Source organism: Diaphorobacter oryzae DSM 22780 (genome assembly GCF_059568935.1).
The window spans coordinates 62,119-80,486 of the sequence record NZ_JCANUL010000003.1 but is presented as its reverse complement, the minus strand read 5'-3'; the positions used below and the strand labels follow the sequence as shown (position 1 = coordinate 80,486).

General features: G+C 65.3%; 18 protein-coding genes and 2 tRNA genes. 13 read left to right on the top strand and 7 right to left on the bottom strand.

Going from position 1 to position 18,368, the window contains the following annotated elements:
• Positions 1-28 precede the first annotated feature (28 nt).
• The 4 genes from BP68_RS06445 to BP68_RS06430 all read right to left on the bottom strand — a co-directional run bounded on the left by BP68_RS06445 (position 29) and on the right by BP68_RS06430 (position 4,375).
• Positions 29-1,009 carry a 2-hydroxyacid dehydrogenase gene (locus tag BP68_RS06445; protein WP_496369829.1) on the bottom strand — a complete coding sequence of 327 codons (981 nt, stop codon included), beginning with the start codon at positions 1,007-1,009 and terminating at the stop codon, positions 29-31.
• Positions 1,010-1,034: 25 nt separating this feature from the next.
• Positions 1,035-2,450 carry a sodium:proton antiporter gene (locus BP68_RS06440; RefSeq protein ID WP_496369827.1) on the bottom strand — a complete coding sequence of 472 codons (1,416 nt, stop codon included), beginning with the start codon at positions 2,448-2,450 and terminating at the stop codon, positions 1,035-1,037.
• A gap of 74 nt (positions 2,451-2,524) precedes the next feature.
• A complete protein-coding gene (gene pncB, locus BP68_RS06435; RefSeq protein ID WP_496369825.1) occupies positions 2,525-3,724 on the bottom strand; it encodes a nicotinate phosphoribosyltransferase in 1,200 nt (399 codons plus the stop codon).
• A 150-nt stretch (positions 3,725-3,874) separates the two neighbouring features.
• Positions 3,875-4,375, bottom strand: coding sequence for an acyl-CoA thioesterase (locus tag BP68_RS06430; RefSeq protein ID WP_496369824.1), 501 nt, complete (start codon positions 4,373-4,375; stop codon positions 3,875-3,877).
• Between the two features lie 307 nt (positions 4,376-4,682).
• On the opposite strand from BP68_RS06430, the gene BP68_RS06425 reads away from it, so the two are divergent.
• On the top strand, positions 4,683-5,501 hold the full coding sequence (locus tag BP68_RS06425; protein WP_496369822.1) for a hypothetical protein: 819 nt from the start codon (positions 4,683-4,685) through the stop codon (positions 5,499-5,501).
• Between the two features lie 99 nt (positions 5,502-5,600).
• Positions 5,601-6,842: a BaiN/RdsA family NAD(P)/FAD-dependent oxidoreductase gene (locus BP68_RS06420; protein WP_496369820.1), complete on the top strand. Its 1,242-nt coding sequence runs from the start codon at positions 5,601-5,603 to the stop codon at positions 6,840-6,842.
• 3 nt (positions 6,843-6,845) lie between these two features.
• On the opposite strand, the gene BP68_RS06415 is transcribed toward BP68_RS06420, so the two are convergent.
• Positions 6,846-7,568, bottom strand: a complete 723-nt coding sequence (locus BP68_RS06415) for an ArsR/SmtB family transcription factor (protein ID WP_496369818.1) — start codon at positions 7,566-7,568, stop codon at positions 6,846-6,848.
• A 111-nt stretch (positions 7,569-7,679) separates the two neighbouring features.
• Between BP68_RS06415 and BP68_RS06410 the strand changes: the two genes are divergently transcribed.
• The 4 genes from BP68_RS06410 to BP68_RS06395 all read left to right on the top strand — a co-directional run bounded on the left by BP68_RS06410 (position 7,680) and on the right by BP68_RS06395 (position 9,308).
• Positions 7,680-8,033 carry an NIPSNAP family protein gene (locus BP68_RS06410; protein WP_496369816.1) on the top strand — a complete coding sequence of 118 codons (354 nt, stop codon included), beginning with the start codon at positions 7,680-7,682 and terminating at the stop codon, positions 8,031-8,033.
• Positions 8,030-8,422, top strand: coding sequence for an antibiotic biosynthesis monooxygenase family protein (locus tag BP68_RS06405; protein WP_496369814.1), 393 nt, complete (start codon positions 8,030-8,032; stop codon positions 8,420-8,422). The genes BP68_RS06410 and BP68_RS06405 overlap by 4 nt, the downstream gene beginning before the upstream one ends.
• Positions 8,423-8,550: 128 nt before the next feature.
• Positions 8,551-8,763, top strand: coding sequence for a 30S ribosomal protein S21 (gene rpsU / locus BP68_RS06400; RefSeq protein WP_007833691.1), 213 nt, complete (start codon positions 8,551-8,553; stop codon positions 8,761-8,763).
• A gap of 98 nt (positions 8,764-8,861) precedes the next feature.
• The gene (locus BP68_RS06395) at positions 8,862-9,308 is read left to right on the top strand and encodes a GatB/YqeY domain-containing protein (protein ID WP_496369805.1); all 447 of its coding nucleotides are present in this window, start codon (positions 8,862-8,864) and stop codon (positions 9,306-9,308) included.
• A 101-nt stretch (positions 9,309-9,409) separates the two neighbouring features.
• Here BP68_RS06395 and BP68_RS06390 read toward each other — a convergent pair whose 3' ends face one another.
• Complete coding sequence (locus BP68_RS06390; protein ID WP_496370383.1) at positions 9,410-10,315, bottom strand: LysR substrate-binding domain-containing protein; 906 nt, start codon at positions 10,313-10,315, stop codon at positions 9,410-9,412.
• Positions 10,316-10,418: 103 nt separating this feature from the next.
• On the opposite strand from BP68_RS06390, the gene BP68_RS06385 reads away from it, so the two are divergent.
• From BP68_RS06385 to BP68_RS06365, 5 genes are all read left to right on the top strand, one after another.
• Positions 10,419-11,510, top strand: coding sequence for a tartrate dehydrogenase (locus tag BP68_RS06385; RefSeq protein WP_496369803.1), 1,092 nt, complete (start codon positions 10,419-10,421; stop codon positions 11,508-11,510).
• Positions 11,511-11,786: 276 nt separating this feature from the next.
• Entirely contained in the window at positions 11,787-12,059 is a 273-nt protein-coding gene (locus tag BP68_RS06380; RefSeq protein WP_011805814.1) for an HU family DNA-binding protein, read from the top strand.
• A 14-nt stretch (positions 12,060-12,073) separates the two neighbouring features.
• A tRNA-Val gene (locus BP68_RS06375) sits at positions 12,074-12,149 on the top strand.
• Between the two features lie 59 nt (positions 12,150-12,208).
• The gene (locus tag BP68_RS06370; RefSeq protein ID WP_496369800.1) at positions 12,209-14,134 is read left to right on the top strand and encodes a SurA N-terminal domain-containing protein; all 1,926 of its coding nucleotides are present in this window, start codon (positions 12,209-12,211) and stop codon (positions 14,132-14,134) included.
• Between the two features lie 48 nt (positions 14,135-14,182).
• A tRNA-His gene (locus tag BP68_RS06365) sits at positions 14,183-14,258 on the top strand.
• Positions 14,259-14,583: 325 nt separating this feature from the next.
• On the opposite strand, the gene BP68_RS06360 is transcribed toward BP68_RS06365, so the two are convergent.
• A complete protein-coding gene (locus BP68_RS06360) occupies positions 14,584-16,245 on the bottom strand; it encodes a phosphoethanolamine transferase (protein ID WP_496369798.1) in 1,662 nt (553 codons plus the stop codon).
• Between the two features lie 101 nt (positions 16,246-16,346).
• On the opposite strand from BP68_RS06360, the gene BP68_RS06355 reads away from it, so the two are divergent.
• The gene (locus BP68_RS06355; RefSeq protein WP_496369796.1) at positions 16,347-17,042 is read left to right on the top strand and encodes a response regulator transcription factor; all 696 of its coding nucleotides are present in this window, start codon (positions 16,347-16,349) and stop codon (positions 17,040-17,042) included.
• A gap of 46 nt (positions 17,043-17,088) precedes the next feature.
• A complete protein-coding gene (locus BP68_RS06350) occupies positions 17,089-18,300 on the top strand; it encodes a sensor histidine kinase (protein ID WP_496369794.1) in 1,212 nt (403 codons plus the stop codon).
• Positions 18,301-18,368: the final 68 nt, after the last annotated feature.

Here is an 18,368-nt window from a genome sequence, read left to right as displayed (position 1 = left end):
TCCATCAATCGCTACAGCCGTTTTGCACTCAAACCCCGACGGGCGCATTCACCGGCGTGAGCGCGGCGCGGCCGCCCAGGTAGGCGATGAGGTTGTCCGCCGCCAGCTGCGCCATGGCCAGGCGCGTGTTCACGGTGGCGCTGGCGATGTGCGGCGTGAGCACCACGTTGGGCACCTCCAGCAGGCCGGGGTGCACGGAGGGCTCGCCCTCGAACACGTCCAGCCCCGCGGCGGCGATGCGCCGCTCCTTCAGCGCCGCGGCCAGCGCCGCGTCGTCCACGATGCCGCCGCGCGCGATGTTGATCAGCGTGGCCGTGGGCTTCATGCGCGCCAGCTCCGCCGCGCCGATGGCGTGGTGCGACTCGCTCGTGTAGGGCAGCACCAGCACCAGGTGGTCGGCGTGGGCCAGCAGCTCGTCCTTGCCCACGTAGCGGGCCTTGCACTCGGCCTCCAGCGCGGGCGCCAGGCGCGAGCGGTTGTGGTAGATCACATTCATGCCGAAGCCGTGCGCGCCGCGCCGGGCGATGCCCTGGCCGATGCGGCCCATGCCCAGGATGCCCAGCGTGCTGCCATGCACCTCGCGGCCGGCGAACATGTCGTAGCTCCAGCGCGTCCACTGGCCGGCGCGCAGGTAGTGCTCGCTCTCGGTGATGCGCCGCGCCGTGGCCATGAGCAGGGCGAAGCCGAAGTCGGCCGTGGTCTCGGTCAGCACGTCCGGGGTATTCGTGCCCTGCACGCCGGCGGCCGTCATCGCGGCCAGGTCGAAGTTGTTGTGGCCCACGGTCATGTTGGCGGCGATGCGCAGCTGCGGGCAGGCCGCCAGCAGCTCGGCGTTGACGGGCTGCGTGCCCGTGAGCAGCGCGCCGTCCTTGCCCTGCAGGCGCTCGATGAGCTCGGCCTGCGACCACAGCACGTCGTCCTGGTTGGCGTACACCTCGAAGTGCTGCGCCAGGCGTTCGATGACCTCGGGAAAGATCTTGCGTGCGACAAGAACATGGGGCTTGGACATGGAACGACCGCCTTTCTTGAAAAAGTCAACGAAGCCAGATGAAGGTCATGACGACAAACAGCGGCACCAGGATGGCGCAGGACCACAGCATGTAGCCGAAGAAGCTGGGCATCTTCACGCCGCGGTCTTCCGCGATGGCCTTGACCATGAGGTTGGGCGCATTGCCGATGTAGGTGTTGGCCCCCATGAACACGGCGCCGGCCGAGATCGCCGCCAGCGTGGCCGCATGCGTGGTCATCAAAGTGGCCGGATCGCCCCCCGCGGTGTTGAAGAACACCAGGTAGGTGGGCGCGTTATCCAGGAACGAGCTGAGCACGCCGGTGGCCCAGAAGTACATGGCCGGGTCGGGCGAGCCGTCAGGCCGCGTGACGGCGGCGACGATGGCGCCGAACGGTCCGTTCCCCCCCGCCTTGAGCATGGCGATGACGGGAATGATGGTCAGGAAGATGCCCGCGAACAGCTTGGCCACCTCCTGCATCGGCCCCCAGCCGAACTGGTTGTCCACATGCACCTGGCGGGGCGTGAGGGCCAGCGACAGCAGCGCGACCGCGATCAGGCCGGCGTCGCGCACCAGGCCCGGCAGGCCCACGGGCGTGCCGGCGATCACCCATTCCACGGGCGACTTCCAGATCCCGCTCATCAGCACCAGGCCCACCACCGCCAGCAGCAGCACGAAGTTGATCTTGCCGTCGAAGCCCAGCGCCGCGGGCGGCGAATCGGGCGTGGGGTCGCTGTGGCTCATCTCCCCCGCCTGGCGAAAGTACCAGCTGTCCAGCGCATAAAACAGCACCAGCAGCACGCCGACCAGGAACAGCGTCTCCGGGAAGATGTGGTGCAGGGTCCAAGAGAAGTCCACGCCCTTCAGGAAGCCCAGGAACAGCGGCGGATCGCCCAGCGGCGTGAGCGAGCCGCCCGCGTTGGAGACGATGAAGATGAAGAACACCACCACATGGGCGACATGCGTGCGGTTGTCGTTGGCGCGGATCAGCGGGCGGATCAGTAGCATCGAGGCGCCCGTCGTGCCCATGAAGCTCGCCAGCACCGCGCCCACGGCCAGGATGCCGGTGTTGAGCGCCGGGCTGCCGCGCAGGTTGCCGCGGATGTAGATGCCCCCGGCCACGGTGAACAGCGCCGTGAGCAGGATCACGAAGGGCAGGTACTCGGCCAGCAGCGCGTGTATCAGGCCCGCCGCCGCCGCCCCCGGCCCGAACACCAGGCCGAACGGCACTAGGAACGCCAACGCCCAGGCCACCGTCACCTTGCCGAAATGGTGGTGCCAGAACAGCGGCGCCATCAGCGGCAGCAGCGCGATGGACAGCAGGATGCCGGCAAAGGGCACGCCCCACAGCACCGACAGCTGGCTGCCGTCGATGTCGGCGGCGCCGGCCAGGGCGGGTGCCAGGCACAGCGCGGTCAGCGCCAGCTTGCGAAAAGGCTTCATGGACATGTCTTCTCGGTTCTTTCCTTGTGGGGTTGCGGGGGTACGCCGCGCCGTCGCGCGGTTGCGGGCCACGCTCACGGCGGGCCGGGGATGTCGAACACCTGGCGCAGGTAGGCCAGGTATTTCTCGTCGTCGCACATGTTCTTGCCGGGCGCGTCCGACAGCTTGGCCACGGGCTGGCCGTTGCAGCGCGTCATCTTGATGACGATCTGCAACGGCTCGCAGCCCAGGTCGTTGGTCAGGTTGGTGCCGATGCCGAAGGCCAGCTGGCAGCGGCCGTGGAACTGGTGGTACAGCTCGATGATGCGCGGCACGGTGAGCGCGTCGCTGAAGATCAGCGTCTTGGTCAGCGGATCGACGCGGTTGTCGCGGTAGTGCTGCAACAGGCGCTCGCCCCAGGCGAACGGGTCGCCGCTGTCGTGGCGCGCGCCGTCGAACAGCTTGCAGAAATACAGGTCGAAGTCGCGCAGGAAGGCACTCATGCCGTACACGTCGGACAGCGCGATGCCCAGGTCCCCGCGGTACTCCTTGGCCCACATCTCGAAGCCAAACACCTGGCTGTCGCGCAGCCGCGGCCCCAGCGACTGGCAGGCCTGCAGGTATTCGTGCGCCATGGTGCCCAGCGGGGTGACGCCGAGCTTCATCGCATACAGCACATTGCTCGTGCCGGCGAACTGCCCCGGCTCGCCCGTGCGCCGCTCATCGGAACCCAGGCGCGCGCACAGCACGCGCAGCACCTCCTCGTGCCAGGCGCGGGAAAAGCGCCGGCGCGTGCCGTAGTCGGCGATCTTCAGGCTCTCCAGCCCGCTTTCCTGCAGCTGCGCGATCTTGGCGTCCAGCCGCAGACGGCCCTCGGGGAAGTTGGGCACCTTCTGCGTGTTGCGGAAGTACACCTCGTTCACGATCGCCAGCACTGGAATCTCGAACAGAATGGTGTGCAGCCACGGGCCGGTGATCGTGATGTCGATCTCGCCCGTGGGCAGGGCGCTCACGCGGATGTATTTCTCGTTGAGCCGGAACAGGCCCAGGAAGTCGACGAAGTCGCTCTTGATGAAGCGCAGCGAGCGCAGGTAGGACAGCTCGGCATCCTGGAACTGCAGGCTGCACAGGGCGCGGATCTCGTCGCGGATCTCGCTGACATAGGGCGCCAGTTCGACGCCCGGGTTGCGGCACTTGAAGCGGTACTCGACCTGCGCCCCCGGAAACTGGTGCAGCACCACCTGCATCATGGTGAACTTGTACAGGTCGGTGTCGAGCAGGCTGGTGATGATCATGGATGCGCGCGGGGCCCGGTACCCCGCCTGTCGTGGACGGCGGGCTGCCGCCGGGGCCGAAAGGGATTTGTCTCTCCCGCGATTCTGGCATCAACACCGGCGCCACGCCGCCGCCGCGCGGGGAAGCCCGCAGCGGCGCTGGATCATCGCTCAGGTCGCCGCGGTAGCCTGGGCGGCCCGGCGGATCTGCTCGAAGCGCTCGGCCTGCTCCTTGCGCAGGGCCTTGCGCAGCAGCGCTGCCTCCCAGCGCCGGCGCTCGTCGTAGCTGGCGGGCGCCAGCGGCGGCACGGGCGTGGGCTTGCCCGCATCGTCCACCGCCACCATCGAGAAGAAGCAGCTGTTCACATGCCGCACCACCTGGGTGCGGATGTTCTCCGCCACCACCTTGACGCCGATCTCCATCGACGACTTGCCCGTGTGGTTGACGCTGGCCAAAAAAGTCACCAGCTCCCCCACGTGGATGGGCTGCAAAAAAGTGACCTGGTCCACGCTGAGCGTGACCACGTAGCGGCCCGAATAGCGGCTGGCGCAGGCATAGGCCACCTGGTCCAGCAGCTTGAGGATGGCACCCCCGTGGACGTTGCCGGAGAAGTTGGCCATGTCGGGCGACATGAGCACGGTCATGCTGAGTTGGTGAGCAGGCAGATTCATGGTCCCGATTCTAAAAAGCGCGAGGCATGCAGCACGCCCAGGAGCCGCCCCGCGCACCTAGAATCCTGCGCTTTGCATATTCACCACCATTTCTATGCCGACACATCCCCGCCGTCTTCACACGCTTGCCGCGCTGTCCGTGATGTCCCTGCTGACCGCCTGCGGAGGTGGTGGCGGAGGCTCTGGTGACCCATCCCTACCCTCGTCTCCCAGCATCGGCTACGCAGAAGGCGACTCGTACACCTACGAGGTGGTCCGGCAGTACTTCTCGAACAGCAGCACCCCCGTGCGCACGGATCGTGAGTACATGACTTACACGATCAGCAACCCCCAGGCCAATCTGGAACACGACCGGATCCAAACGTCCAGCATGTCGCCGCTGCTCGTCTCCCGCATCAGCAGCACCAACACCACCGTCTCCAGTGTGCGCGGCGATATGAAGTGCACCTACTCGAATGCGAAATACAACCCGGGCTTTGCCGCCAATGTGGGCGACGCCTGGAACACCAGCCACGAAATCCGCTGCACCGACGGTACCGAGGTCTTTGTCAATCAGGTGGATGTGAAGGGCAAGGTCACGCTCAAGGAGCCCTACCAGACGGACGCAGGAACCTTCGGCACCTTCAAGGCAGAGTCCGAGCGCCTGATCTGGACCCCTGGCACCTCCGCCACCCAAACGGGAACCTACAGCCGCTACGACTGCTGGTACGACGAGAAGACGGGCGCCCTGGTGACCTGCTCGGGAGACATCAAGCAAGGCAGCGATCCGGGCGCCGCGGTCGGTACCCGCGTCATCACCAAGCTGATCGGCCAGGACGTCAAGGGTCATCCGGTCCGCAGCCTGCGGGTCGAGAGGTTCACCGGCCGATGGAAATGGACGTTCGCCGACCAACAGTTCTGCGACGTCACGATCTACCCCGATGGCGTATTGAACGGAGACTGCTACCAAGGCTCCAGCACCGTGGCGCAGGCCATGGAAGGCACCGTTTCGGTGGACGGCACGGTGACCGCCCAGACCCCGGACGGATCGGCATATGCCGGCTCGCTCAAGAGTGCCGTGACCGGCCAGGGAACATGGCGCAACCCTACCGGCGCCAGCGGCACCTGGACTGCCCGCCACAACTGATGGCCCGTGCCGGTGGCGGCGGCGGCGGCAATCTGCCGGCCGCACCCCGCCGCCGGACGGCCATGCACAATCGCGCGTTTGCACTAGAGAGCGAACAGAGTGTCCACTCCCTTCTATGACGCCGTCATCATCGGTGCCGGCGCCGCCGGCCTGTTCTGCGCCGCGCAGGCGGGCCAGCGCGGGCTCAAGGTGCTGCTCATCGACCATGCGGACAAGGTGGCCGAGAAGATCCGCATCTCGGGCGGCGGGCGCTGCAACTTCACCAACCGCGACCTGGACCCGCGCGCGCCGCACAAGCACTTCGTGGGGCAGAACCCGCAGTTCTGCCGCTCGGCCCTGTCGCGCTACCAGCCCGCCGACTTCATCGCGCTGGTGCAGCGGCATGGCATCCCGTTCCACGAAAAGCACAAGGGCCAGCTCTTCGCCGACCGTTCGGCCGAGGACCTCATCGCCATGCTGCTCGCCGAATGCGCCGACGGCCGGGTGGAGCGCTGGCAGCCCTGCGGCGTCAAGAAAATAGGCTTTTCGGCCCCCTGCACTGATGGGGTCAGCGCGCACAGCTATCAAATCGATACCGATCGCGGCCTGGTGGAAGCCGCCAGCCTGGTGATCGCCACGGGCGGCCTGTCCATCCCCAAGATCGGCGCCAGCGACTTCGGCTACCGGATCGCGCAGCAGTTCGGCCTGCCGCTGGTCGAGCGCCGCCCGGGCCTCGTGCCGCTGACCTTCGACGGCGACGCCTGGGCACCCTATGCCCAGCTCGCGGGCCTGGCCCTGCCCGTGGAGATCAGCACCGGCGCCAAGAAGGAACGCATGGCCTTCCACGAGGACCTGCTGTTCACGCACCGCGGGCTCTCGGGCCCCGCCGTGCTGCAGATCTCGAGCTACTGGCAGCCCGGCCAACCGCTGGCCATTGACCTGGCCCCGGGCATTCAGCTTTCCGCCGCGCTGGCCCAGGCCAAGGCGCGCTCCAGAAAGCTCATCGCCAACGAACTCGCCACGCTGGTGCCCGGCCGCCTGGCCGACGCCTGGGCCGGCCAGAGCCCGGATTGGCAACGCCCCATCAACGAGGCCGCCGACAAGGCCCTGGCGCGTCTGGCCGAGCGCCTGGCGCGCTGGGAACTCACGCCGACGGGCACCGAGGGCTACAAGAAGGCCGAGGTAACGCTGGGCGGCGTGGACACGCGCGCGCTGTCGCAGCAGACCATGGAATGCCGGGCACGGCCGGGCCTGTACTTCATCGGCGAGGTGGTGGACATCACGGGCTGGCTCGGCGGCTACAACTTCCAATGGGCCTGGGCCAGCGCCCATGCATGCGCGCAGGCGCTGCCGGTGCACTGAAGCTCAATCGCCCACCACCTCGTACCAGCGCGCCACGCCCAGCCAGTCGCGCAGCGCCACGGCGCCCAGCGGTGTGATCTCGAGCGCACGCGAGCCCGTCGCGCGCCGCAGCCAGCCACGGTCCAGGCAATGCGCGCACAGCATGGCCCCCAGCCGCCCCGCCATGTGCGGGCGGCGCTCGCTCCAGTCCAGGCAGGGCCGGCAGAGCGGGCGCCGCGCGGTGCCGGCGGCCCACGCATCCTGCGGCGCGAGGCCCAGCGGCCGCAGCACGGCATCGGCGCGCTCCGTGACCTGGCCGCCCGCCTCGTCGTCGAAGGCGATGGCGCCCTGCTCCAGCAGATGCGCCGCGATGGCCACGCCCAGGCGCCCCGCGATGTGGTCGTAGCAGGTGCGCGCCTGGCGCAGCGCCGCATCGCGCGGGCCCACGGCCACGGGACGCGGGGCCGGTGCCTGCCGCACGGCCAGTTGCATGAGCCCCTCGAGCAGGCGCGCCACTTCGGGCGAGGCCAGGCGGTGGTAGCGGTGGCGCCCCTGGCGCGCAAGCGTCAGCAGCCCTGCCTCCACGAGCAGCCCCAGATGGCGGCTGGCCGTGGCGGCCGACACGCACCCGGCCTCGGCCAGCTCGCGCGCCGTGAGCGCGCGCCCGTCCATCAGCGCGAGCAGCATGCCGGTGCGGGCCGGCTCGCCCACGAGCGCGGCGATGTGCGCAATCTGGTTGGTGTTCATGCGGACAGTGTGCCGCAGGGAACGGCCCGGAATGCTTCGCTCCAGGGCGAAGCATGGGCCGCCCGGCGGCGCGCACGATGGGCACATGCGCAACCACTGGAGCCACATTCCATGCCCCTCACCTGCTTCATCCGCTACGAGCTCGACCCTTTCCAGCACGATGCCTTCCGCGCCTATGCCGAGGCCTGGGGGCGCATCATTCCGCGCTGCGGCGGCCACCTGCTCGGCTACTTCCTGCCCAGCGAGGGCACAAACTACGAGGCCTGGGGCCTGATTGCCTTTGACAGCCTGGCCGCCTACGAGGCCTATCGCGCCCGGCTGCGCACCGACCCCGAGGGCCGCGCCAACTTCGAATGGGCGCAGCGCCAGCGCTTCATCCTGCGCGAGGAGCGCACGTTCACCGAGGTGGTCGATGGCACCTTCGAACGCGCGGCCCAGCCCGTGGCCACAGAGGCCCGGCCGTGATCGCCGTGATCTTCGAAGTGGAGCCCAGCCGCGACGGCCGCCAGACCTACCTGGACCTGGCAGCGGGCCTGCGCGATCGGCTGGCGGCCATGGATGGCTTCGTCTCCGTGGAGCGCTTCGAAAGCCTGTCCACGCCCGGCAAGCTGCTGTCGCTGAGCTTCTGGCGCGACGAGGCCGCCGTGGCCCGCTGGCGCGCGCTGCCCGAGCACCGCCAGGCCCAGTCGGCGGGCCGCGCGGGCGTGTTCGCGGGCTACCGGCTGCGCGTGGCCGCCGTGCTGCGCGACTACGGCCTGCACGAACGCGGCCAGGCCCCGGCCGATTCGCGCGCCAGCCACGCGCCGCAGGCGTGCCCGGACGGCGGTTTGCCAGGAAGCGCCAAGCCGCTATAATGTCGGGCTCTGCTGGCATGCCCCGTCGGCCGGATACTAGTTACAGACGGGGAAAACCGCCGCGCAAGGCTTTTGGGCCCGATCTTCCCGAAAACCCTCTGCGGGCACAAATTTGGAAACATTAGCTAATGACCACCATCCGTGTAAAAGAAAACGAACCCTTTGACGTGGCGCTGCGCCGCTTCAAGCGCACCATCGAAAAGCTGGGCCTGCTGACCGACCTGCGCGCCCGCGAGTTCTACGAAAAGCCCACGGCCGAGCGCAAGCGCAAGAAGGCCGCTGCCGTCAAGCGCCACTACAAGCGCGTGCGCAGCATGCAGCTGCCCAAGAAGCTGTACTAAGCACAGCCCGGCGTTCTCACTAACGCCCACAAAACCCGCGCTAGGGACGCCAAGCGCGGGTTTTTTGTTTTTGATCGTGTTTTGACCGGAGAAAAACCATGAACCTCAAGGACCAGATCACCGAAGACATGAAGACCGCCATGCGCGCCAAGGACAGCGAGCGCCTGGGCACCATCCGCCTGCTGCAGGCCGCGATGAAGCAAAGGGAAGTAGACGAGCGCATCACGCTCGACGATGCGGCCATCGTCGCCATCGTGGACAAGCTCATCAAGCAGCGCAAGGACAGCATCACCGCCTTCGAGGGCGCGGGCCGCCAGGACCTGGCCGACAAGGAAAAGGCCGAGATGGCCGTGCTGCAGGCCTACCTGCCCGAGCGCATGTCGGCCGAGGAAACCGTGACCGCCGTCCAGGCCATCGTGGCCGAACTGGGCGCCGCGGGCCCTGGCGACATGGGCAAGGTGATGGGCGTGGTCAAGACCCGCCTGGCCGGCAAGGCCGACATGGGCCAGGTCTCGGCCGCCGTGAAGGCAGCGCTGGCGGGTTGACCAACGCTACCCATTCGATAGCTGATTGCGCTTCTTGAACGCCGGTTTCAGATGGTTTTCATCATGAAACCATTGTCAGGAAAGCGCAGGCAGCTATCGTTTTATTCAGCGCGCTCCGCCCAGGCGCCGCGAAAGAACTCCTGCAGGAATTCCACGCACACGCGCACCTTGGCCGAGCGCTCCAGCCGCGTGGGGTAGACGGCCCACACATTGGCCTCCTGCCGCCATTCGGGCAGCACCTGCACCAGCCGCCCCGCGCGCAGGTGCGCACCCACGTCCCACAGCGAACGCAGCGCGATGCCGCGCCCATCCACGGCCCACTGCACCACCATCTCGCCGTTGTTGGCCGACAGCGGCCCCGTCACCTTCACGCCCTGCTCCACCGCGCCCGCGCGCAAGCGCCACACGCCGAACGGGTGGTCGCGCTCCTTGATGACCAGGCAGTCGTGCGCGGGCAGCTCGGCCGGCGTGCGCGGCGTGCCGCGGCGCGCCAGGTAGGCGGGCGATGCGCAGAGCACGCGGTGGTTGTCGGCCAGGCGCCGCGCGATGAGGTGCTGCGCGATCTCGTCGCCCACGCGCACGTCCAGATCGAACCCCTCGCCCGCCACGTCCACCAGCCGGTCGAACACCTCCAGCCGCACCTGCAGGCCGGGGTGGCGCTCCACCAGGCGCGAGAGCGCGGGCGCGACCAGGTTGCGCCCAAATCCGAAGCTGCTGGAGACGCGCAGCAGCCCCCGCGGCTCGCGGCGCGTGACGGCCACCTCCTGCAGCAGCTGGTCCATGTCGTCCAGGATGCGCTGCGCCCAGTGGAATACGCGCTCACCCTGGTCGGTGACAGCCACGCGGCGCGTGGTGCGGTGCAGCAGGGGCACGCCCAGCTCCCGCTCCAGCAGGCGGATGCGCTTGCTCACGTAGGCGGGCGAGGCCGCCAGCTCCTGCGCCGCCGCCGCAAAACCGGCCTTGCGCACCACGGTGCAGAAGACGCGCAAATCGTCGGCGAGCGGAATTTTGTGCACGAGTCGTGAACAGTGGAACCACGGGAGGCCGCATTGTAGGGACCCGTGACCATAGAACAATGGCGGACCAAACACCCCGCCTCCTGGAGACAACATGCAGCAACGCACTTACCAGATCGCCGTGATCGCCGGCGACGGCATCGGCCGCGAAGTCATGCCCGAAGGCCTGCGCGCCGTGCAGGCCGCCGCCCGGCGCTTCGACCTGGCACTCGAATTCCACCATTTCGACTGGGCGCACTGCGACTACTACGCGCAGCACGGCCAGATGATGCCGGACGACTGGAAGGCGCAGCTCTCGGGCATGGACGCCATCTTCTTCGGCGCCGTGGGCTGGCCGAGCGCCGTGCCCGACCATGTCTCGCTGTGGGGCTCGCTGCTGAAGTTCCGCCGCGAGTTCGACCAGTACATCAACCTGCGCCCCGTGCGCCTGTTCGAGGGCGTGCCCTGCCCCCTGGCCGGCCGCAAGCCCGGCGACATCGACTACTACGTGGTGCGCGAGAACACCGAGGGCGAGTACACATCGCTGGGCGGCATCATGTACGAGGGCACGGACCGCGAGATCTGCATCCAGGAATCGGTCTACTCGCGCAAGGGCGCCGAGCGCCTGCTCAAGTTCGCCTTCGACCTGGCCCAGAGCCGCCCGCGCAAGCATGTGACCCTGGCCACCAAGAGCAACGGCATCGCCATCAGCATGCCCTGGTGGGACCAGCGCGCCGAGGAAGTGGCCCGCGCCTACCCGGGGGTGACGCTGGACAAGCAGCACATCGACATCCTCACGGCGCGCTTCGTGCTACAGCCGGGCCGCTTCGACGTGGTCGCCGCCACCAACCTGTTTGGCGACATCCTCTCCGACCTGGGCCCGGCCACCACGGGCACCATCGGCCTGGCGCCGTCGGCCAACCTCAACCCCGAGCGCAGCTTCCCCAGCCTGTTCGAGCCCGTGCACGGCTCGGCACCCGACATCTACGGCCAGAACATTGCCAACCCGATCGCAATGATCTGGTCCGGCGCGCTGATGCTGGACTTCCTCACCCAGGGCCAGGGTGCGGGCCGCGCGGCGCACGACGGCATCGTGGGCGCGATTGAAGAGGTGCTCAGAAGCGGGCCGCGCACGCCGGACCTGGGCGGCACGGCCAACACCACGCAGGTGGGCGATGCCATTGCAGCGGAGATTGCCAAGGGCTGAAGACAACAACACCGCCTGGCGTCAACGTTTGCGAGACAAAACCGTCCACGACCCGCGGCAGACGGTCAAATACGACTAGAATCCGCTCCCATGCTGTCGCCCAGGCGGTACGTCTTATTGACACCCTGCAGAGCGATGGTTTTAATCTGAAACAGCATTTCTAGCGCTGTTTCAGCCCCTTCCGATCTGCCAGCCATTGGCCATCCGCCGGCGCAGAACCGTGAAGGCCAGATTTGCATAGGGCATTCCATCCACTCTTTTCCCGAGAGGCTTCTTGTGAATAAAACCGAACTGATTGAGCACATTGCCAACAACGCAGACATCTCCAAGGCCGCCGCAGCACGCGCCCTGGAGTCCACGATCGAGGCGGTCAAGAAGACTTTGAAGAAGGGCGGGACGGTGTCGCTGGTCGGTTTCGGTACTTTCGCCGTTGGCAAGCGCGCCGCTCGCACCGGCCGCAATCCCCGTACGGGCGCTACGATTAAAATCAAGGCTGCTAAAGTGCCGAAGTTCCGTCCAGGCAAGGCGTTGAAGGATGCCCTGAACTGATTGTGAGATATGGGGGGTGCTTAGCTCAGTTGGTAGAGCGGCGCCCTTACAAGGCGTAGGTCAGCGGTTCGACCCCGTTAGCACCCACCACCCCAAACAAAGGCGAACGCGAGTTCGCCTTTTCTTTTGCAGCCGTTGAAAGATTGACCATGTTTGAATCCATCCGCAAGCACTCCAAGATCGTGATGTTCTTGCTGTTCTTGCTGATCATTCCTTCGTTCATCCTCGTGGGCATCGATAGCAACTACTTCACCGGAGGCAGCCCGGTAGTGGCGCGGGTGGATGGCAAGGACATCACGCAAGCCGACTGGGACAACGCACACCGCATGGAAAGCGACCGCATTCGCGCGCAATCTCCAGGCATTGATGCCAAGTTGCTGGATTCGCCGCAGGCACGCTACGCCACCCTGGAACGCCTGGTGCGTGACCGCGTGCTGCAGGCGTCGGCGCAGAAGATGCACCTGCTGACCAGCGACGCGCGCCTGGCACGAGAGCTGCAGAACATTCCCCAGATTGCGGCGCTCAAGCGACCCGATGGCTCGCTCGACGGTGAGGCATACCGCGCCTTGGTCGGCTCGCAGGGCCTGACGCCGGAAGGGTTTGAGGCCCGCATGCGCCATGATCTGTCGGTCAGCCAGGTCATGGGAAGCGTGATGGCATCGGCATTCAGTGGCACGCAAGAGGCCCGGTTGGCGCTGGATGCGCTGCTGCAACGCAGGGAAATCCAGGTCGCGCGCTTCAACGCGCAAGACTTTGCCTTGAAGGTTGTCGTGACGGACGCAGACCTCGAGACCTACTACAAGGCCCATCCCGCCAAGTTCCAGCAGTCGGAGCAGGCGTCGGTCGAATACGTCGTGCTGGATCTGGACGCGGTGAAGGCAGGCCTCACGCTCAGCGAAGACGATTTGCGCACCTACTACAAGGAAAACCTCAGCCGGCTGGCCGGCAAGGAAGAGCGCCGCGCAAGCCATATCCTGATCAATGCGACCAAGGATGCCCCGGCCGCCGACCGGGAGAAGGCCAAGGCCAAGGCGCAAGAACTGCTGGCGCAGGTGCGCAAGGCACCCGGCAGCTTTGCCGAGGTGGCCAAGAAGGAATCCCAAGACCCTGGCTCGGCTCCGTCCGGAGGCGATCTGGGATTCTTTGGCCGTGGCGCCATGGTCAAACCATTCGAAGAAGCGGCCTTTGCACTGAAGAAGGGCGAGATCAGCGACGTCGTGGAAACGGATTTCGGCTACCACATCATCATGCTTGCCGACATCAAGACGCCGCCGCAGCCCAGCTTCGAGGAACTGCGCCCCTCCCTGGAGGCAGAACTCAAACAGCAGCAGGCACAGCGCAAGTTCGCCGAGGTGGCCGAGTCCTTTGCCAACGGGGTGTACGAACAAGCCGACAGCCTGCAGTCCGTGGCAGACAAGCTCAAGCTCAAGATCCACACCGCAGCAAATGTGACGCGGACGCCGGTTCCGGGCGCCAAGGGCCCCCTGGCCAATCAGCGCTTCCTGGAGGCGCTGTTCCAGCCCGATTCGCTGGAGAACAAGCGCAACACCGAGGCGGTGGAAATTGGCACCAGCACTCTTGCCGCCGGCCGCATTACAGCCTATCAGCCCGCCATGACGCTGCCGCTGGACAAGGCACGCGACCAAGTACGCGCGCTCTACGTTGCCGAGAAATCGGCCGAGCTGGCACGCCAGGAGGGCGAAGCCAAGCTGAACGCCTGGAAGGCGGCTCCGAACAGCGCCACCGGCCTGCCCGCCGCCGTGACCGTGTCACGTGATCGGCCTCAGGATCAGCCCCGTCGCGTGGTGGATGCCGCGCTGCACTCTCCGGTCGACAACCTGCCCGCCTGGGTCGGGGTGGATCTGGGGGCCCAGGGATATGCCGTACTGAAGGTCAACCGCATCCTCCAGCGCGATGCTGCCGATGACGCCATGGCACAGATGGAACGCCAACAGTATCTGCAGTCCTGGACCTCGGCCGAGGCACTTGCGTACTATGAACTGCTCAAACAGCGCTTCAAGGTACAGATCAAGGCCCAACGCCCCTCCACCGAAGAAACCGCCCCACAAAACTGACAAAGTTTTCACCAGGGGAAGTTTATCGAGCTATAATTCAAGGCTACGGTGGCTGTAGCTCAGTTGGTAGAGTCCAGGATTGTGATTCCTGTCGTCGTGGGTTCGAGTCCCATCAGCCACCCCAAATAAACAAATGCGCTGCAACTATCAAGTTGCAGCGCATTTTTTATTCCTGAGTGGAAATATTCTCCCTGCAGGGGGCTTCGCGTCAGACCTCCCTGTTTCGGTCGTAGACCACTGCCGTCAACCGCTGCAGCATGTACTTCACTGCCGTGCGGTTCCGCCCCCGATGGCTGTATTTGCCTGTGCAGACGCCGAGCTCGATACCAGCGGCGGATTGGGTTCAGCGGCGACGCTTCAGGCGTGCGAGCCGCCATGTCATCTCCAGCAACAGAGGGGCACCTTCGTTCCAGAAGGAGCCAAGAGGCCTGCTCCGGTGCAATTGCAGCTCACGAAGCCCGGAGCGGCGTGCGGCAAGCGGCAAACAAGTCCAGCTCTGCTCGGTAAACGCTGCTTTGAACGTCAAACAGGCCCAGCATGGAATGGTAAAAATTGTCGTGGCTGTAGTCCATGTGGTCCGCGTTCTTGCGCAGGCACAGCAAATCGAGGCGGGCATTCTGCGCGAACTCCGTCGAGAACCACATCACCATGGGCACCTGCGTTTGCTCGTCGGGGGCAATGATGTATGGCGTGCCGTGCAAGTACATGCCGCGTTCTCCCAGCGACTCGCCATGATCAGACAGGTAGACCATCGCCACGTCGCGCAGCTCTGCATAGGCTTGCAAGAGATCGATGGTTTTGCCCAGCATGCGGTCTGTGTAGATCAGCGTGTTGTCATAGGTATTGATCAGCGCTTCGTTGCTGCATTTCTGAATCTGGTTGCTGTCGCAGGTGGGGCTAAAGACCGCCACCTCTGGAGGGTACCGTTCGAAGTAGGTAGGCCCATGGCTGCCGAGCTGGTGCAGCACGATCAGGGCGTCGCCATGCATGGCATTGATGCGTGTGCTGAGCTCATGTAAAAGTACGTCGTCGTAGCAAGTGCCGTCCTTGTTGACGCATTGCTCTGCAACTTTCCACGCCGGCATGTCGTCGGTAAGTACGCGCGCGCACACGCCCTTGCACCCTCCATTGTTGTTGTTGCGCCAGAGTATCTGCAGACCAGTGCGGCGCAGAATGTCGAGTAGGTTTTCCTCCGTCGCCGCACGCACATCATCGTATTGCGGACGAGCCATGCGCGAAAACATGCAAGGCAATGAAATGGCGGTGGCCGTGCCGCAGGACGAAACGCTCTTGAAGCTGATGATGTCTTGGCGCCGTGATAGGTAAGGGTTGGTCGCGCGTGGATAGCCATTGAGCTGGAAATTTTGTGCCCGCGCGGTTTCTCCCACCACGACCACTACGAGCTTGGGCCGCGCGCCCGCAGCCACCGCAGGGCGCGTGGCATCCTCGGCCACGGCACGCAAGGGCTGCGATCTCGCGTTGTGCTTGCGTTTCAGGTAGCTGCTGGCGCTGCGCACGAAGTTGAAGGGCAACACCTGGTCCTTGATCTGGCGATTGTTGCGCAGCAGCGAGGCGTAGTCCTTGTAGAACGCCATGGTTACGGCGACCAGCACGGCCAGGGTCACGAGCACATTGCCAGCCCACCACAGCGCACTGGACAAGGGAGTGCCGATCTTCTTGGTGCCAGGGAGAAGCATCGCGGCCGCAGGCAGTGCACCCAGCGCAAGAATGCTGAGCAGCAAGGGAACTGAAAAGTACGAACTGAATTCCGCCTGATTGGTCTCGAAAAAGTTCTGCACCATGCTGCGGTCGATCAGCACCTTGTAATGAAGCATGAAATAGCTGCAACTGGCGCTGATGACCAAGAGCAGCGCCAACAATGGCTTGCGCACATACGGCAAGGCCAGCACAGGCGTGAGCAAGAGGTTGAAAAAGCAAAACATGAAGACCGGCAGGCTGAGTAGGAACAGCAAGCCCCGCAGGCTTTCAATCGCCACATGTGGCCACAACGTTTGCCACAGCACGCCGTTGCCCACGGTGGTGAAGAACAGCGCGGCTACCCAGGTCAGTTGCACCGGGTTGAGCCGCACGGATATCAGACGTTGAAACACGCGCAGTTCCCAAGGAGTGAAAAGTGCGCGCAGTGTGGAAAAGCGCTTGTGAGGAAATTGTTAGAATTTTTCTCGCGCTCGACCTCGCTGGCGCCTCTTTCATGACACGCCTGCTCATCATCGAAGACAACCCCGAACTGGTCGCCAATCTGTACGAGTTTTTCGAGCCACTGGGCTATGTGCTGGACGATGCCCGTGACAGTGCTACCGGCCTGCGCATGGCCACGCAGAACGACTACGACGCCATCCTGCTCGATCTGATGCTGCCGCGGCTGGATGGCATGACGCTGTGCCACCGACTCCGCCAGGACTTTCAGAAACCAGTTCCGGTGCTGATGCTGACCGCGCGCGATCCGATCGATGACCGCGTACAGGGCCTGGCGCTCGGGGCGGACGATTACCTGGTCAAACCCTTCTCACTCAAGGAGCTGGACGCACGCATCAAGGCACTGGTGCGCCGTGCGCAGGGCCGCCAGGTGCAGGGCACGCTGGCCTGGGAAGACCTGCAGGCAGACACCCGCGCGCCACAGGCTTGGCGCCAAGGCCAGGCCATCAGCCTGACACCGACCACGCACAAGCTGCTGCTGCAGTTGATGCGTGCCGCACCTGCGGTCGTCAGGCAGCAGGAAATGAAATATCTGCTCTGGGGTGACGAACCGCCCGAAAGCGGTGCCTTGCGCACCCATATTCATGACTTGCGCCAGCAGGTTGACAAAAACTTCACAACTGCGCTGATAGAAACGGTGCACGGCGTAGGCTGGCGCCTGCACAAGCCCCAGGAGTCCGCGCCAGAGTAAGCGCCCCGGCCCAAGAATCAGCCCCATGAAGTCCACTTACCAGCAGATGACGCTCAAGACGCGCATCACGGTTTCTTTCGTGTTGCTGATGGTGGCTGTCATGGCGTTTATCGTCTTGGCAGAGCAGGTGGACTACGACGAGGTCAGAGCCTACGGCATCTCGGAAAGCCTGGGCAAGGAAGCGCAGCGGCTGAAAGCAGATCTCGCCAGAGGCGATACGCCAGCGCTGGCTGCGAACAGCCAGCTGTATGACGCACACACGGTGCCCAATGCCCTGCGCCAGTACGCGCCCGGCTACCACAGCGCCAAGGAACTCGGCGACTGGCACCTGCTGGTGTTTGAAGTCCATGCCCAGCGCTACTACCTGCTGCAGCATCGCGAACATTACGAATATCTGGAGCACCTGATCGACGGCTTTGCGCTGACGGTCATCCTGCTGTGCATTCTGTTTGCGTTCTGGATTGGGCGTCTGACGGCAACGCGCGTCATTGCGCCCATCACCCGCCTGGCCGATGCCGTGCAGCACAAGCAAAAGCCCTTTCCTTTCCAGGATGCCCCCGACGAAGTCGGCGTGCTGGCACGCGCGTTTGCGCAGCACAGCGATGAACTGGAGCAGTTTCTGCAGCGCGAGCGATGCTTTGCCGGCGATGCCAGCCATGAGCTGCGCACGCCGCTGGCCATCATTGGCGGTGCGGCGGAAACCATCGTTCACCAATTGCCCGCCGACAGCCACCTGCAGACCAGCGCAGAGCGCATCGTGCGCACCACGCAAGAAATGCAACGCCAGCTGGCGTGTCTATTGCTGCTGTCGCGCGCCCCGCAAACCCTGGCCCGCGCTGATGTGCCTCTACGTCCCTTGATCAGGGAATGCATGGCGCGCTGCCACCCCTGGCTGGCCAGGAAGCCGGTGGCGCTGGTCCTGGATGCTACGCAAGACACCCACGCGCACACCAATGCCGAACTGGCGCGCAGCGTGGTCTGGAACCTGTTGCGCAATGCCTGCCAGTACACGGATACCGGCGAAGTGCGCATTGCCCTGCATGGCACAACGTTGGTCATTTCCGATACCGGCCCAGGCCTGCCGCCCAGCATCGATCCACAGCAGTTCCAACGCTTTTTGCCCAGCGCGCGCCACAGTGGAGAGGGACTGGGCCTGTCGATCGTGCAACGTATCGTCGAGCACCTGGGCTGGCGCATCGTGGTCGAGAGCTCGGACCAAGGCTGTCGCTTCACGATGGAAATGCACCGCGCCGCGTAGCCGAATCGTTCCACCCGGGCTGAGCGAGGCCTTGACGATTTCCTGACATCTGTTTTCCGATATTTCGT

Coding starts and splice junctions, on each gene's coding strand:
- BP68_RS06445 (WP_496369829.1), bottom strand. CDS start 1,009: ATGTCCAAGCCCCATGTTCTTGTCGCACGCAAGATCTTTCCCGAGGTC.
- BP68_RS06440 (WP_496369827.1), bottom strand. CDS start 2,450: ATGAAGCCTTTTCGCAAGCTGGCGCTGACCGCGCTGTGCCTGGCACCC.
- pncB (WP_496369825.1), bottom strand. CDS start 3,724: ATGATCATCACCAGCCTGCTCGACACCGACCTGTACAAGTTCACCATG.
- BP68_RS06430 (WP_496369824.1), bottom strand. CDS start 4,375: ATGAATCTGCCTGCTCACCAACTCAGCATGACCGTGCTCATGTCGCCC.
- BP68_RS06425 (WP_496369822.1), top strand. CDS start 4,683: ATGACTTACACGATCAGCAACCCCCAGGCCAATCTGGAACACGACCGG.
- BP68_RS06415 (WP_496369818.1), bottom strand. CDS start 7,568: ATGAACACCAACCAGATTGCGCACATCGCCGCGCTCGTGGGCGAGCCG.
- BP68_RS06410 (WP_496369816.1), top strand. CDS start 7,680: ATGCCCCTCACCTGCTTCATCCGCTACGAGCTCGACCCTTTCCAGCAC.
- rpsU (WP_007833691.1), top strand. CDS start 8,551: ATGACCACCATCCGTGTAAAAGAAAACGAACCCTTTGACGTGGCGCTG.
- BP68_RS06395 (WP_496369805.1), top strand. CDS start 8,862: ATGAACCTCAAGGACCAGATCACCGAAGACATGAAGACCGCCATGCGC.
- BP68_RS06385 (WP_496369803.1), top strand. CDS start 10,419: ATGCAGCAACGCACTTACCAGATCGCCGTGATCGCCGGCGACGGCATC.
- BP68_RS06370 (WP_496369800.1), top strand. CDS start 12,209: ATGTTTGAATCCATCCGCAAGCACTCCAAGATCGTGATGTTCTTGCTG.
- BP68_RS06355 (WP_496369796.1), top strand. CDS start 16,347: ATGACACGCCTGCTCATCATCGAAGACAACCCCGAACTGGTCGCCAAT.
- BP68_RS06350 (WP_496369794.1), top strand. CDS start 17,089: ATGACGCTCAAGACGCGCATCACGGTTTCTTTCGTGTTGCTGATGGTG.